Below are 15,640 nucleotides of genomic sequence, written 5' to 3'. Positions count from 1 at the left end.
TTTAAATCTCCTTTATTAATGGTATTTGTATAGTCACTTTTGTACCATTACCTAATTCACTATCTATATGCCAAGTTCCTTTATGATATTTTACAAGCTGATCTACAATAGAAAGACCTAATCCACTACCTCCATCACTTCTGCTTCGTGCTTTATTGACTCGATAAAAGCGTTCAGTTATATGTGGTAAGTCTTCAGCAGGTATTCCAATACCATGATCTTGTACAGTTATAATTGCCATATTCTCTTTTCTCTTTGAACTTAGAATAATCTCTGTTCCTTCTTTAGAATATCGCAGTCCATTTTCTATAAGATTAATCATTATTTGCTTAATTTTTTCCTCGTTTGCATTAATAATGATATCTTCATCAATGTCTGTTCTCAAACTAATTGATTTTAAGTAAGCTTTTTGCTCCGTAATTGTTACAACTTCACGTAAAGTTTCCGCCAGCGGCAAAGGATATAAGGGTCCGGATTCTGTTTGGTTAACAGCTCTTGATAATTGCAATAATTCATTTGTCAGTTTTTCTAAGCGATTTGCTTCCCGAACAATAAGAGAAAGCGTCTCTTGTCTTTGTGATTCCTCTATATATCCATTCTGCAATGCTTCTCCATATCCTTTTACATAACTAATGGGTGTCCGCAATTCATGGGAAACTGTTGCTAGAAATTGCTTTTGAGCTTCATCCTCGCGTTGTATTGATGTGGCCATTTTGTTGAAGGTTTGTGCAAGTTCTCCTATTTCATCTTTAGATTTTACTTCAACTCGAGTTTCATAATTACCCACGGCCATCTTTTCAGCTGCATTTTGCAACTCTTTTAATGGTTTCATAATATGCTTGATACCTTTAAACACACCAAATCCAATTAAGACTATAAAGATAGCTGCACTGCCAAGTAAGATAAAGACTTCTTTTGAAGCCATTTCTGTTATTTTAGCAAGCGGGAAGTATATATAGATAATCCCCTCTAAACGTTTTTGATCAGTTAATGGAATAATGGCTGAAATTACTTGGCGATCAAAACGCTTTTCATAGCCTTTTTTTGTGATTGTTTTCCCCTCAAGAAGCTGCTGTCGTTCATCTGCACCGATTAAAGTATCATAATCGATATCAAATGGTACACATGCACTTAGTTCTCTAGGATTCCGAACTGCAAACACATTTATATTCGAGTAATCATTATATTCATCAATCTTTTGGATAAATTCATCAGTTACTTTTCCACCATTATAGATTGTTGACAATTTTTCTCCAACTTCAACCATTGAATCTTCTGCGTCTTTTACATAAAGGCCTTCATATAAGAAATCCGTAAGAACATACATAAATAATATTGTAATGGCTAAAAAAGCTACAATGACTGTCCAAATTTTCGTGGATAATTTTTTCATTTTGCAACCTCGAATCGATACCCCAATCCCCATACAGTTTGTATATATTTTCCGGTCTTTGCTCCTAGTTTTAATCTTAATGTTTTAATATGTGTATCAACCGTTCTAGTACCACCGCTATAATGTGCATCCCATATAATTTCTAAAAGTTGTTCTCGTGTATAGACTACACTTTCGTTATTCATAAACAAATGCAGGATTTCGAATTCCTTTAATGTTAATGGAACAACTTTACCACTCACACTAACTTTTCTTGACACATCATCTAATTCTATTTCTCCCTTAACAATTAGATGATTGGTATCTTCAACAACTTCTCCTTCAGTTCTTCTTAATACGGCTTGTATCCTAGCTATTAGCTCTGATGCAGAAAACGGTTTTACTACATAATCATCAGCACCAATTGTTAGTCCTTTTACTTTATCCTCATTCGCATCCTTTGCTGTCAAGAAAATAATGGGGACATCAGATTCCTTTCTTATTTCAGCACAAACAGAAAAGCCGTCCATCTCTGGCATCATTACATCTAAAATAACTAAGTCTATATGATGTTCTTTTAGCAGCTTAAACGCTTCTTGTCCTCCATTCGCTTGAAGAGATTGAAAACCAGACTGGCTTAACATTACTTCAACTAAATTTCTCATATCTTGTTCATCATCTACAATTAATATTGTCGTCATTCTTCGTTCCCCCTGACAAGCAATTGGAAAGGTCCTTTACCTACATTGATTGTTTTAGCAATTTTCCCATTTTGTAAAAAATAGACGTGATGATCATCATATCCAGCTACCACTATGTTGTCTTTAAAGATTGTTACAGTAAAGGGATTCGCCCCAACTTCCATTTTACGAATTACCTTACCATTGAAATCCACTTCAGAAAGTGCACTATCACCATGACTAATAACATAGACGCGATCTTGACTCTTTGCAAAACCAACAGGCATTAAAGGTAGTTTAATCTGTGATATTCTTTCACCTGTTTGTAAGTCATAAATATCGGCCGTTGAGTTTGGTTTAATCCCCTCACCATGACCACCAATCCATAATTCCTTATTCTTAACAATCTGCATACCATTTGATGACTTCTCAATAGTCCACTCTTTTAAAGGTTTTAAAGTATTTGTCTGCAATATTGATAAAGTAGTATCTTTGTAATTTACTATATAAAGTTGCTGATCATGGATGATCATGGACATAGGGTAATTTCCTACCTTTTGAGTTTTGGCTAATTTTCCATTACTAAAATATGCCGAAATACGGTTGGTTTTCCCGTTTGCTAGATACACTTTTTGATGTTTTTTATCATAAATAGCATTTGTTATACCAATTCCAGTAGCAATGGTGTATTCTTGTTTACCCGTGCTCAAGTTATAGACAGTTGCTTTTTTTAACTGATATCCATACAGCAAAATATAATCATGATCTATTAATGTTGCACCAGTATATCCTTCATCTAGTTTCCATGTTGTAAATACTTTTCCTTTATCGTTTATAAAACTGATTGATGGTGCTTGTAAATTTACAGATGCTACAAAATTTTTTGTTTTAGATATTGCAGGGTATGTAGTCTCACCGCATCCACTAAGAATTAGTGCAAAACTGACGATCCATAAAATCCACATTTTTCTCCAAATCACAAGCATCACCTCTATATACTATTTTACTTTGTAAATGTGAAATATAAATGAAGTCTTCTTAGCTATTTTTTGAAGAAATAATAACGTTCGCAAAGCTAAATGTAACTATTAAAACAAAAGAACTCCATCTCTTACTAGAGACAGAGTTCTTTTTGGAATATTGATGCTATAACTTCTTTTGCCGCATTTTCCCCTTGTAAAATACAATCGGTTAAACTGAAGCCTTCATAAGCATTTCCAGCAAGACGAATAGTCGGGTATGACTCATGCAATTCTTTTTTCGCCTGTTCAACTCTTTTTTGATGTCCTATTGTATAAATCGGCATTGCCTTTTTAAAACGGGATACTACTGTATGAATTGGTTTTCCAGCAACTTTAAGGGTGCTTTTTAAATCTTGTAAGACAATTTTTTCAATTTCTGAATCAGACAGTTCAACGATAGATTCATCACCTGCTCGTCCTACATAGCTCTTAATCACTTCATAATCTCCAGGGACTTTGTGTGGCCATTTGCGATGAGTAAGAGAACATGCAGTGATAGAATATTCACTACTTCTAGAGACAAAAAAGCCATATCCATCAAACGCTTTCTTGATGGTGTTGTGTGGAAAAATCATTGAAACCGTCGCAAATGAATTCACTGGAATATCGAGTAAACTTTTCAAAATACCTTCTCGCTCAAATAACTTTGTTGCCATTTGATGTGAAGTCGCAACAATCACACCATCTACAAAGATAGAATGCTGATTATTTAGTGACAGTATTATTTTATCCTTCGATTTTGTAATACTTTGAACCCGAACACTTTTATAAATAATAGCCATTTCTAACGCTTGCTCTAAAGCATCGATTAAACTCTCCAAACCGTCCTTTAACGTTAGATAAGAGTATCCATTTGCACCTTCTTTTAGTTTAGATGTTTCCTTTTGAATACCTTTAATCACACTGCGATGTTTTCTACAAGCATTAGATAAATTCGGAAGTGTTTCATGTAAACTCAATAAATCGATATCACCCGAATACGCTCCCGATAATATAGGTTCGATTAAATTTTCAACAGTCTCTTCTCCAAATCGTTTACGTAAAAACTTACCTAATGATTGATCTTGACTTATGTCAGATGGAGGTAATAATAAATCACAAGCCGTCCTTAACTTTCCACTCCAAGAAATCGCATCAGACTTAGCAAAGGGCAAAATTTCAGTTGGTATTCCTAAAATAGAACCTTTTGGAATGGGGGAAAGTTGATTATTGATAGCTACATAAGATTTTCCCGGGGAATTACTGATTAGCTGGTCTTCAATCCCTAACTGTTTTGATAAATCTACAACTACTTGATCTTTCGCAAAAAAAGAATCTGGACCTCTTTCAATGATAAAGTCATCCTTTTTTACTGTTTGAATACTGCCACCTAATCTGTGACTTGCTTCTATAAGGACAATCTCAAGCGGTAGCTTCTGTTTTCTTGCTTCTTGTTGCAAAAAGAACGCAGCTGTTAAGCCCGTAATCCCCCCTCCGATAACGGCAACCCTTCGCTTTTGTTCAGTCACATCAATCATCACTTTCTATTAAGCATGAGCTACTAATGTTTTTTGTACTACATCAACTAATGCATCTATAAATAATGGATTGTCATTTGGCATTGCTGGACGATGGTAGTTTGCTCCTAGTTCTTCACAAACAGTTTTACATTCATAATCATTATCATAAAGAACTTCTAAGTGCTCAGCTACAAAACCAACTGGTGTATATACAAATGAACGATAGCCTTTCTTGTTATATAACTCACGTGTTAAATCTTGTACATCTGGTCCAAGCCATGGATCTTTTGTTTGACCGGCAGATTGCCAACCAAATTCCATGTTTTTCACGCCTGTACGTTGTTGAAGAATTTCTGCTGTTTCATGTAGTTGATCTGCATATGGATCACCCATAGCGATAATTTTTTCTGGTAGAGAATGAGCACAAACGATTAAGCAAGCCTTTTCACGTTCTTCATCAGACATTGCAGCAAATTCTGCATTGATTTTTTCTGTCCAATATTGAAGATATTTTTCTTCTTTATACCAGCTATCAATAGTATAAATAGTTAAATTGCCAAGTTCCTTTGCTTTATCTGTTGCACGAGTATTATATGATTTTGTTGAGAATGAAGAAAAATGTGGTGCTAAAACTAGTGAGACTGCTTCAGTAATACCATCATTATGCATTTTTTCAACTGCATCTTCGATAAAAGGCGCAATATGTTTTAAGCCAATATATAATTTGTACTCAACTTCATCTTGTACTTCATTTAAACGTTTTTCTAATGCTTTTCCTTGTTTTTCAGTTGTTTCAGCAAGTGGTGAAATTCCACCGATTGCTTTATAACGGCTGCGTAAATCTTCAATATGTTCATCACTAGGACGGTGTCCGTGGCGAATATGTGTATAATAAGGAATTAAATCATCATCGTTTTTTGGCGTTCCATAAGCCATTACTAATAGTCCGATTTGTTTTTTCATTTCTAATCACCTCAAGATTATAATGAATGCGCTTTTATTTTTTGCGCACTATATTCATGTATTAAAGTTGTTAATCGTTTTAAAACATCTGGATTTACTGATGGAAATACTCCATGGCCCAAATTGAAGATATGACCTGGCACTTCTAACCCTTGATCAATAATCTCTTTTGTACGAGCTTCAAGAATTGACCAATCAGCTAATAATAATGTTGGATCAAGATTTCCTTGAACAGGTTTTGTAATACCCATTTCACGCGCTTCTCTAATAGGTAAACGCCAATCTAATCCAACTACATCTAACGGTAGATCTTGCCAATCTAGTGCTAAGTGACTTGCACCTACACCAAATAAGATCATCGGTACACCTTCGCCTTTTAGCTCATTAAAAATACGTTCCATAACCGGTTTGATGAAAATGCTATAGTCTCGATGACTTAAAGCACCCACCCATGAGTCGAAGATTTGGAATGCTTTAGCACCTGCTTTAATCTGTGCTTTTAAATCTGTAATCACCATATCTCCAAGTTTCTCCATCAAAAGGAACCATGCTTCTGGTTGTGACACCATAAATGATTTTGTCAACGCATAGTTTTTAGAGGGACCGCCTTCTATTAAATAACTTGCCAATGTAAATGGTGCTCCGGCAAAGCCGATTAAAGGTACATTAAGTTGTTCTTTAGTCAATAACTTTATCGTATCAAGGACGAACGGAACATGCTCCTCAGGATTAAATTCTCTAAGATTCTTTACATCTTGCGCCGAGCGAATAGGATTGGAAATAACAGGGCCTACTCCGCCTTTAATCTTCACATCTATTCCCATACCAGGTAAAGGAGTAACGATGTCTTTGTATAAAATCGCTGCATCCACATCATAATTTTGTACTGGTAAGTGCGTTACATAAGCACATAATTCTGGTTGGTGCGTTATTTCTTCTAGTGAATATTTTTCTTTAATCTTGCGATATTCAGGTTGTGAACGACCTGCTTGTCGCATGTACCAAACTGGTGTATAGGCTGTCCTTTCACCTCGTGCTGCGCGTAAAAGCGTATCATTAAATGTTCCCATGAACAGTAAACCGTCCTTTCATCAATTCAGTAATTATTTAATTCGACATTCATATCCATTGTTCATAATAGACGTTTCTTCAAGCGTTGTATAGTTCAACGAGCTGATTGTCAAAAAAATGTATAAATTGATGACATCTTTTTGACAAAGTGTCTACTTATGATATTTTCTAATTTAAAGGATATACTATTATTAACTTTCTTTCATAATGTTTATACCATTTTTTGTCGATTTAGAGGGATGATTTCCGAGATAGACATTGATTTTTCTTGATAGGATTACTCGTTCATACTTCTCTAATATAATGTATTAAATTTTCTTGTACTGTTGCAAGAATTCAAATTAGCTTACAAAGGTGGAATTTCTATGTATTTATATTTAACTTCTGGAACACCAGAATTTATGGAAAGTCTAAAAAAGAAGTTTTCGAAAGAAGATATGATTGTTTTATATGGTGAAGGAAATACAGTTCTACTTCATGAATCTGATAAAAAAAGTGTGTTTGCTACCCCGAGAAGCTATGAAGTTATAGGTAATATCAATACCTTAGACGAACATGGCTATTTTGTTATGAACCATATTCCTGTTAAAAGTGAAAGTCGAAAAATATTTGAAGATCGTTTCTTAGACACGATTAAAGCGATTGAAAACGAACCCGGTTTAATCGCATTTCGTTTACTAAGACCTTTGCATGACGAAACATATATTTCTCTTACTGAATGGACTGGTCCACATTCATTTGAAGCATGGAAGGCATCCAGTTCCTATAAAGAAACCCATGAAGATGTAAATGGAGTAGATCGTGGAAATATTTTCACAAGTGCTCCTTATGTAAAAATATATGTGACAAAGCGCCCTGATGAAGAGGAGCTATAAATCATTAAAAGTTGAGTGATTCGCTCGGCTAAAAGGAATTTATCTTCTCCGAATTTGTGGTTGATTTTCACTACTGAATCACTCTTTATACGGATGAAAAGAGCCTCCTTCACGTTAGGAGGCTCTCAACTTACCCATAGATATTGTTATTTCTACTCTTTTACTGCCGAAGCTAATATTTCATATGAACGTATACGTGAGGCTGGATCATAAATATGTGAAACAGCCATTATTTCATCCACGCCTGTTCTTTCAACAAAAGCTCCAAGATCATGTTCAATCGTTTCTTGGTCTCCGATAAATGAATAATACAATGACTGCATAACCATATTCTTTTCGGATTCTGACCAATAATTTTCCATATCATCTACTGGTGGTAGTAATTTATTTTTTGTATTACGAACAATGTTCAAAAAATGCAAATATAGACTCGTCGACATTTTTCTTGCTTCCTCATTTGTATCGGCCGCAATTACATTGACACAAGCAATCGTGTATGGTTCTTTTAATTGCTCGGATGGTTGGAATGATTCTCTATACATTCGAAGTGCTTCCATTAAATATGTCGGTGCAAAATGGCTAGCAAATGCATATGGCAATCCTAACATTCCAGCAAGGCGTGCACTGAAAAGGCTTGATCCTAGTAAATATAATGGTACGTTTGAACCTTCACCAGGATATGCATGTACATGACCATCTGGATTATTGCTTAAATAACGTTGTAATTCTAGTACATTCTCTGGGAAATCTTCACCCGAACTTTGCAAATTCCTACGAAGTGCTTGAGCTGTTATTGGATCTGTACCTGGTGCTCTTCCTAGACCTAAGTCAATGCGGTCTGGATATAATGCATCTAACGTACCGAATTGTTCTGCAATTACTAAAGGGACATGATTAGGAAGCATTATACCTCCTGATCCCACTCGAATTGTTTTCGTTCCTTGTGCAACATAACCGATTAACAATGATGTTGCGGAACTAGCGATACTCGGACTATTATGATGTTCTGCAAACCAATAACGTTTGTACCCTAACTTTTCTACATTTTGCGCTAACTCCAAACTATGTTGGAAAGAATATGATGCATCATGATCTTTTAATACAGATACTAAATCTAACACAGAAAGCTCAATATCCTTTAATTTCTTTTGCTTTTTCGTCACTTATTTCAATCCCCTTTCATGAGGTTAAACTTTAATCTCTCACAATCAATATATATCATTTGAGAACAATCATAAAAAAGGATGCTCTTTAAAGAATAAAAACTCCTTAAGGGCACCCTTTTATAATTCGTTATTTACTTAAACGAAGTGTAAGTTCACCAACTACTAGTACGATTAATCCTTGTACATAGAAATATGGTATTCCTAATCCTGCAAGTAACACAACAATTGCTTGTACAATAATAGTATACCGCACTATTTTAACCGCTGCTTTTTCACGCGCATTCTTTGGTAAAGGATACAACATGTCCATTCTGAAATCATTTGATGTTATTAATGCTTGTTTCAACTGAATAGCAGTTGCAAATGATAATGCTGCCACGACTACGCCAATGGCAATAGGAATGTTAACAAAGGCTGCAGCTAATGCAGAAATCACCGTTAAACGAAGCCATAAAAAGAAATGATCATCTGTCCGTATAAATGAACGGAATATTAAATATTCCTGCGTATTTTGTTTTGCATATGGTATAAGTTTATAAACTCCATCTAACCATGCACGACGTCTTATACTTCCATGTATATTAGGTACATCTGTAAAATAATTTGCAAATCGGTAAATCCCCATCATACGATTTTCTTCTAATCTAACAAAATGTTCATATGGGAATGGTGTTTGTTGAACTTTCTTTTTCCATGACATCGGATAAGATACGATGATTAAGATCAGAACAATCATCGGAATAAATTGAACGTTCAAAACAGAGAAAAGCATGGCAAATGAGCACACCATCCGAACAATCCGATCCATCCAAACATTGTGACCCTTATAAGCCCATCTGTAACTGAACTCACTATAAATATTCCACCACTTCAATAGAAGTGCTACAACTAATCCGATGAATATCGTTAACGGTTCTAGACCCGCAACTTGTCGAAGCATCGGCCATGTCACAATATAAAGAAGAGCAACAAGGATAATTTGTGAGCCAAATGTATATCTTAAAGCCTTGCTAAAATATAGAGGTAATTTTGTCTCCAGAGGGAGTAAATATACCTCGTCTGGTTTTCGAATTAACGTAATAGGTCTACTAATTCCCAATACAATTCCCAGAATTACTGTCGCTAATAATATTGAAGGAAAATCACTGGATGCTGTTTTTAGCCATTCACTGTATTTATAGCCCGCTGCTCCAAGAACGAACATAATAACAATAGCTAAATGACCAGTAAAGACGAATCGCAAATACTTTTGAACTTCCCCCATATAATGGGTAAACCGCGCACGCCAAACATCATGCAAGCTATTCATCATCTTGCTCCTTTGTCATCGCGATATATAAATCATCTAATGTTGCGTTCGGCATATTGAATGTTTGGCGTAAGTCATCCATTGTACCAAATGCACGCAAACGACCGTTATGCAATAATAGGATTTTATCGCAATGCTTTTCTGCGGTAGCCAATACATGCGTTGACATTAAAATAGATGCCCCTTCTTTTTTCTTTTCATCCATTTGGTCTAATAATGATTGGATTGCTAATGGATCTAGACCTAAAAATGGCTCATCAATAATATATAAAGAAGGATTGACTAAAAAGGCACACATAATCATTACTTTTTGGCGCATCCCTTTAGAAAAATGAGAAGGAAACCAATTCAATCTTTTTTCCATTCTAAATTCTTTTAGTAAGGGTGCTACTCTTTCTTCCATAGTTTCTAATTCAATTCCATAAGCCATAGCAGTCAACTCAAGATGCTCTTTTAATGTCAGTTCATCGTAAAGAACCGGGGTTTCTGGAATATAAGAGAAAGAAGAACGATATTGATCCATATTGTCTTTAATGGATACACCGTTTAACAAAATTTCTCCTTTTTGTGGTGTCATTATTCCAATAATATGTTTGATCGTAGTACTTTTACCAGCACCATTTAAGCCGATTAATCCTACCAGCTCCCCTGGTTCAATAGAAAAAGATAAGTCATGAATAACAGGTTTTCGTGTATAACCACCTGTTACAGATTGTAATTCTAATACCGTCATTCAAAGTCACTCCCATTCTTATTTACAGTTTATCAAAAATTCCTCTTTCTAGCAGTTCCTATGTGGTAAAATGAATAGCAAAATAGTGAAAGGTGTGTTTTTACATGAGCGATTGTTTATTTTGCAAAATTATCGATGGGTCTATTCCAAGTACTAAAATCTATGAAGATGAGTATGTCTATGCGTTTATGGATATCGGTCCATTAACAAAAGGACATACTTTACTAATTCCAAAAGAGCATGTGGCAAACGTTTTTGAAATGTCCGAAGAAACAGCTGCTAATCTTTTCAAGGTTGCACCTCGTATCGCAAATGCGATTAAAGATACTTTCAAGCCAGCTGGCATGAATCTATTAAATAATAATGGTGCTCCCGCTGGTCAAAGCGTATTCCACTTCCATTTACACTTTATACCAAGATATGATGCAACTGATGGTTTTAAACCTACGTGGAATACAAAAGAAGACGAATATACTCCTGAAATCCTACAAAAACTAGCTGAAGAAATTAAAGCTAACTTGAACAAATAATAGAATTCTATCTATTGAATAGAGAGTATTAAAAGCACAGAAATTGTTCTGTGCTTTTTCTGCTTTATGACCCGAATACGCTATTGCCTTTCAAACAATTAAATTGTAAAATCATTATAAGTTTTCGCTTTCGATCAAGAGGATACGGAAGGAGAACATTAGCTTAGCTTAGGCAACTGAATAGGAGAGATGAGAAATGAATACAAAAAATTTAGTATTAATGGCACTACTCGTTGGTGTGGGAGCAGCATTATATGTTGTTATTCCTGGGTTTAATGGTGGGATGAAACCTGACTTCATGTTAACAATGATGTTCATCGGAATTCTACTATTCCCTAGAGTAAAAGAGGTATTTCTTCTTGCTGTGACTACCGGCATTATTTCAGGACTATTTTCTACATTCCCAGGTGGATTTGTACCAAATATAATCGACAAATTTGTTACAGCATTTATCTTTTATGTCATTGTTGTTTTATTGAAAAAAATGGCTCAAAAAATTGTTGTATCAGCTATTCTTGCCGGTATTGGTACAATTATCTCAGGTAGTGTATTTTTAGGTTCTGCAATTGTAGTTACTGGTGCTAACATTCCTTTTGGAGCACTATTCTTAACAGTGGTCTTACCCGCTGTAGCTATTAATATTGTAGCTTTCGTAATAATTTACCCAATTATTATGAATCTCGTAAAACGTTCAAAATTTACAACAGCTTTACATCAAGCCTAACAAAAAGAAGGAGTTGACCTTCAGTATTATATAGGTCAACTCCTTCTATTTATATGATAAATGGGATAACTCTTAAGTATTTACTTAGCTCACGAGTTATCCCCATTTTATTTTTTTAATATCTTGTTTTAATATAGTATTAAGAGGAAATAACTATAAGAAAAAAGGAGACTGAATTTTATGAAAGCCTCAACTTTTTTATTCGGACTTACAACTGGTCTATTGGGTAGTGCTGCAGCGGTATTACTAACTACACCACAATCCGGAAAAGAATTACGCTCTACTTTAAAAACGGGTAAAAATATTGTAAATGAACAAGTAAAAGATTTAAGCCATCATGTTACGAATATCAAAAATTCCATTAATAATATTAAAAGTGAAGTAAAAGTTGCTGTTCCAGCTGTTTTAGAGGATACGAAATCATCTATTTCTGTATGGCAAGAAGAAACTGCTCCTATTCAACAACATCTTCAACAAGAAATTTCTTCATTGCAAAGCTCTGTTGAAGAAATTCAACAGCAAATAAATGCGTTTCAAAATAGAAAAGCCAAAAAAGAGAGTAATAATTAGCTAAATAATAAACAAAATATTATAACGATAAATTTTCTTCGCATAACATTTCTTTATTCTATTGTATATTTTTGTAAGAGAATGATATAATATTAAGAAATTACGAAAGTGGTGATAGCTATGTCTGAAGAATTACTTACGGCTAAAGAAGCCATGCTCTACTCACAACGTGTTGCACAATTATCAAAAGCCCTTTGGAAAGCCGTAGAAAAAGATTGGCAAGCATGGATCAAACCTTATGATTTGAATATTAATGAACACCATGTGTTACTTATTGCTAACAATTTGAAAGGTGCTTCCATATCTGATATTGCTAAATTCGGTGTAATGCATGTATCGACAGCTTTTAATTTTTCAAAAAATTTAGAAGAACGCGGCTTGCTATCATTCTCTAAACGTGATGATGATAAAAGAAATACATATGTTGAGCTCACCGAAAAAGGTCAATCATTGCTTTTAGAGCTATACGAAAACTTCAATCATTCTAGACATAGTATTATTGAAGGTTCTCTTCCTTTAAAAGGAATGTACGGTAAATTCCCGCAATTTTTAGAATTAGTCGCCCTTATCCGTAACATTTATGGGGATGACTTTATGGATATATTTGAAGATTCTTTAAAAAATATAGAAGATTAAATAATCGTTCCAACATCAATGAATGGTTCCTTTAAATTTTGATGTTGTTTTTTTTATACTAACTTTAACTACCTACTTATTTCATTCAAATCAGCATTAGAAGCCAATCTAACATGGTATCTTCTTAAAAATAGCAACTTGTTTAAAAAAATTAAGCTTGATTTTCCTTCTAAAAACCTTTAATGTTATGTATCGATGATTTTATTAAATAAAAAAATTGGAGATGCTACAAGTTGCATTGTTGGAAAACCATTAATGTACAAAAACAATATGGACATCATCGTATCTTCTTAATATCAGCAATATTTGTTATGATGGTCTTTTCTGTTTTTTACATTTCAATAACGGCTTATAAAGACAATCCAGTCTCTGATCGATTATTTCCACTATTCATTTTAGTGTTTTTAATGATCTACCCTATTCATAAGCTTTTGCATTTTTTGCCATTGATGCGTTATCGTTCAAGATTACGCTTTTCTATAGAAAAACACTTTAAAATTATTCCTGTATTAGCTATGCGCATTCATGAGCCTATTTTGAAATCACGTTATATAGTCGCTTTAATAGTACCTTTCATGGTATTAAATAGTATACTCATAGTTGGGGCAATTATTTTCCCTACATTTAGACATTACTTTGCTATTTTATTAGCTTATCACTGTGGATTATGTGTAATGGATTTACTTTATGTAAAACATTTAATACGTTCACCCAAACAAGCGTTAATAGAAGAGACAGATAAAGGCTTCGAAATCCTTATTTCGCCTACAAATAACTAAATGATACCAAACTTGTATTTTCTGTCTTTTTTTTGATATGCTAAAAGGGTATATATAGAGGGGAGGAAAAGACTTGATCATTGCCATTGTCGTCCTATTCTCGGTGTTCTATCTATTCCAAATTAATCGGATGACGTACGCTTTGTGCGCACAGAAAGAAATTCCCGAGGAAAAGCAACCTAAAATTTATCGCACCATTAATGTGCTTATTACCATTTTATTAATTTCATTTTACTTAGAAATGATGTTTACTTTATAGAATAGGCTTGCGCATGGTCATGATGCTTCTCGTGCCCTGTAAAACTATAGAAAAGACCATTTACATTTAGTAAATGGTCTTTTATTGATTAGTAACCTCCGTAACCCATAAATGCTGCACCTACAATGATCAACAAGATGAATAGTACCACCACAAGTGCAAAGGAGTTAGAACCGTAGTTATTTTGGTAACCTCCACTCATGTCTGTCACCCCCTTTCTTACCTATCCTATGCATTTGTTTAGAGCATTGCTAGGCGCTTTTTGCAGCAACCTTTTCCATTTTTTTTCGTTCTATGGTATAGTTACATTTGCATATATTCAAGTGACTTAAGTTGGGAGAGATAAGGAAGATGAAAAAAACAGTTTTATCATTAACACTTGCAGCATCCGTACTTGCATTGTCAGCTTGCGGTAACGCGAGTGACGAAAAAGTTGCTACTTCAAAGGTTGGAGACGTAACAAAAGATCAACTTTACAAAGAAATGAAAGATTCAGTCGGTGACTCCGCATTACAATTAATCATCATCGAAAAAGTATTAAGCGATAAATATAAAGTATCTGATAAAGAAGTAAGTGCTGAATACAAAAAGCAAAAAGAACAAATGGAAAGCCAAGGACAAGACTTTAAACAAGCTCTGGCAGCTCAAAATATGACTGAAAAATCATTTAAACGTAGCGTCAAACTAAATCTGTTACAAGAAGCTGCATTAGCTGATGGTGTTAAAGTATCTGAAGCTGACATGAAAGCTTATTATGAAGAAATGAAAAAAGAAGTAAAAGCTAGTCATATTCTTGTTGCTGATGAAAAAACAGCTAAAGAAGTGAAAGCTAAATTAGATAAAGGCGAAGATTTCGCTAAATTAGCTAAAAAATATTCTACTGATACAGGTTCACAAGCTCAAGGTGGAGAACTTGGTTGGTTTGGTCCAGATAAAATGGTTCCTGAATTCACAAAAGCTGCATATGCGCTTAAAAAAGGTGAAATTAGCGAACCTGTAAAATCTTCTTACGGTTACCATATCATCAAATTAGAAGATGAACGAGATGCAAAAGTAGAAGGTTCTTACGAAGACAATAAAGCTCAAATCAAGAAAAAATTACAACTTCAAGAAGCTGATCAATCTCAATTACTAACAAAAGTATCCAAATTGATCAAAGATGCAGACGTAAAAATTAAAGATGACGATTTAAAAGATGCATTAGCTCAATTCAAAAGCTCATCTAAATAATCTTTCTAAAGTCCAGGACAAGCTAGGACAATGAATAAGTCAGTTTTCAAAAAAACAGGCGACTTTCCGTTAAATCGTAAACCCGTATTCAAACAACGCATATAAATAAAGCAGCACCTCCGGTACTATAAAGGTATTAATTTAAGGAGGTGCTTACTTATGCCAACAAACAAATTAACGATTGTTCCCGTCAAACTAGATCCAATCATTGAAGAAAATACT

18 protein-coding genes are annotated in these 15,640 nt (G+C 34.4%); 8 read left to right on the top strand and 10 right to left on the bottom strand.

Going from position 1 to position 15,640, the window contains the following annotated elements; all coding sequences use genetic code 11:
• Position 1: 1 nt before the first annotated feature.
• The 6 genes from CW357_RS08405 to hemE form a co-directional block, all read right to left on the bottom strand.
• The gene (locus CW357_RS08405; RefSeq protein ID WP_119414579.1) at positions 2 to 1,393 is read right to left on the bottom strand and encodes a sensor histidine kinase; all 1,392 of its coding nucleotides are present in this window, start codon (positions 1,391 to 1,393) and stop codon (positions 2 to 4) included.
• Positions 1,390 to 2,073, bottom strand: a complete 684-nt coding sequence (locus tag CW357_RS08400; RefSeq protein ID WP_124217790.1) for a response regulator transcription factor — start codon at positions 2,071 to 2,073, stop codon at positions 1,390 to 1,392. The genes CW357_RS08405 and CW357_RS08400 overlap by 4 nt, the downstream gene beginning before the upstream one ends.
• On the bottom strand, positions 2,070 to 3,032 hold the full coding sequence (locus CW357_RS08395) for a YncE family protein (protein ID WP_124217789.1): 963 nt from the start codon (positions 3,030 to 3,032) through the stop codon (positions 2,070 to 2,072). Before CW357_RS08395 ends, CW357_RS08400 begins: the two co-directional genes overlap by 4 nt.
• 134 nt (positions 3,033 to 3,166) lie before the next feature.
• A complete protein-coding gene (hemY, locus tag CW357_RS08390) occupies positions 3,167 to 4,591 on the bottom strand; it encodes a protoporphyrinogen oxidase (RefSeq protein ID WP_241155062.1) in 1,425 nt (474 codons plus the stop codon).
• Positions 4,592 to 4,600: 9 nt separating this feature from the next.
• Positions 4,601 to 5,536 (bottom strand): ferrochelatase, encoded by a 936-nt coding sequence (gene hemH, locus CW357_RS08385; protein WP_119414575.1) that lies wholly within the window; start codon positions 5,534 to 5,536, stop codon positions 4,601 to 4,603.
• A gap of 17 nt (positions 5,537 to 5,553) precedes the next feature.
• On the bottom strand, positions 5,554 to 6,606 hold the full coding sequence (hemE, locus tag CW357_RS08380) for a uroporphyrinogen decarboxylase (RefSeq protein WP_119414574.1): 1,053 nt from the start codon (positions 6,604 to 6,606) through the stop codon (positions 5,554 to 5,556).
• Positions 6,607 to 6,972: 366 nt separating this feature from the next.
• On the opposite strand from hemE, the gene CW357_RS08375 reads away from it, so the two are divergent.
• Complete coding sequence (locus CW357_RS08375) at positions 6,973 to 7,482, top strand: antibiotic biosynthesis monooxygenase family protein (protein ID WP_119414573.1); 510 nt, start codon at positions 6,973 to 6,975, stop codon at positions 7,480 to 7,482.
• A gap of 152 nt (positions 7,483 to 7,634) precedes the next feature.
• Here the strand turns inward: CW357_RS08375 and CW357_RS08370 are convergent, their stop codons facing one another.
• From CW357_RS08370 to CW357_RS08360, 3 genes are all read right to left on the bottom strand, one after another.
• Complete coding sequence (locus tag CW357_RS08370; RefSeq protein ID WP_124217787.1) at positions 7,635 to 8,645, bottom strand: LLM class flavin-dependent oxidoreductase; 1,011 nt, start codon at positions 8,643 to 8,645, stop codon at positions 7,635 to 7,637.
• Between the two features lie 130 nt (positions 8,646 to 8,775).
• Entirely contained in the window at positions 8,776 to 9,957 is a 1,182-nt protein-coding gene (locus tag CW357_RS08365) for an ABC transporter permease (RefSeq protein ID WP_124217786.1), read from the bottom strand.
• On the bottom strand, positions 9,950 to 10,690 hold the full coding sequence (locus CW357_RS08360; protein ID WP_119414570.1) for an ABC transporter ATP-binding protein: 741 nt from the start codon (positions 10,688 to 10,690) through the stop codon (positions 9,950 to 9,952). Before CW357_RS08360 ends, CW357_RS08365 begins: the two co-directional genes overlap by 8 nt.
• 104 nt (positions 10,691 to 10,794) lie before the next feature.
• Between CW357_RS08360 and CW357_RS08355 the strand changes: the two genes are divergently transcribed.
• From CW357_RS08355 to CW357_RS18570, 6 genes are all read left to right on the top strand, one after another.
• Positions 10,795 to 11,220, top strand: coding sequence for an HIT family protein (locus tag CW357_RS08355; RefSeq protein WP_119414569.1), 426 nt, complete (start codon positions 10,795 to 10,797; stop codon positions 11,218 to 11,220).
• A 196-nt stretch (positions 11,221 to 11,416) separates the two neighbouring features.
• Positions 11,417 to 11,944 carry a tryptophan transporter gene (locus tag CW357_RS08350; protein ID WP_119414568.1) on the top strand — a complete coding sequence of 176 codons (528 nt, stop codon included), beginning with the start codon at positions 11,417 to 11,419 and terminating at the stop codon, positions 11,942 to 11,944.
• Positions 11,945 to 12,124: 180 nt separating this feature from the next.
• The gene (locus tag CW357_RS08345) at positions 12,125 to 12,514 is read left to right on the top strand and encodes a YtxH domain-containing protein (RefSeq protein WP_119414567.1); all 390 of its coding nucleotides are present in this window, start codon (positions 12,125 to 12,127) and stop codon (positions 12,512 to 12,514) included.
• A gap of 114 nt (positions 12,515 to 12,628) precedes the next feature.
• On the top strand, positions 12,629 to 13,150 hold the full coding sequence (locus CW357_RS08340) for an HTH-type transcriptional regulator Hpr (protein WP_119414648.1): 522 nt from the start codon (positions 12,629 to 12,631) through the stop codon (positions 13,148 to 13,150).
• A gap of 233 nt (positions 13,151 to 13,383) precedes the next feature.
• The gene (locus CW357_RS08335; protein ID WP_119414566.1) at positions 13,384 to 13,929 is read left to right on the top strand and encodes a DUF3267 domain-containing protein; all 546 of its coding nucleotides are present in this window, start codon (positions 13,384 to 13,386) and stop codon (positions 13,927 to 13,929) included.
• Positions 13,930 to 14,002: 73 nt separating this feature from the next.
• Positions 14,003 to 14,188, top strand: a complete 186-nt coding sequence (locus CW357_RS18570; protein WP_119414565.1) for a hypothetical protein — start codon at positions 14,003 to 14,005, stop codon at positions 14,186 to 14,188.
• An 88-nt stretch (positions 14,189 to 14,276) separates the two neighbouring features.
• Here the strand turns inward: CW357_RS18570 and CW357_RS08325 are convergent, their stop codons facing one another.
• On the bottom strand, positions 14,277 to 14,390 hold the full coding sequence (locus CW357_RS08325) for a YjcZ family sporulation protein (protein ID WP_119414564.1): 114 nt from the start codon (positions 14,388 to 14,390) through the stop codon (positions 14,277 to 14,279).
• A 149-nt stretch (positions 14,391 to 14,539) separates the two neighbouring features.
• Here CW357_RS08325 and CW357_RS08320 point away from each other — a divergent pair, with 149 nt between their 5' ends.
• The gene (locus tag CW357_RS08320; RefSeq protein WP_124217785.1) at positions 14,540 to 15,418 is read left to right on the top strand and encodes a peptidylprolyl isomerase; all 879 of its coding nucleotides are present in this window, start codon (positions 14,540 to 14,542) and stop codon (positions 15,416 to 15,418) included.
• Positions 15,419 to 15,640: the final 222 nt, after the last annotated feature.

Origin of the sequence: Rummeliibacillus sp. TYF005, from assembly GCF_003844195.1 — a bacterium.
Lineage (GTDB): Bacteria > Bacillota > Bacilli > Bacillales_A > Planococcaceae > Rummeliibacillus.
The sequence above is the reverse complement of the archived record's forward strand: the minus strand, read 5'-3'. Positions and strand labels throughout refer to the sequence as shown.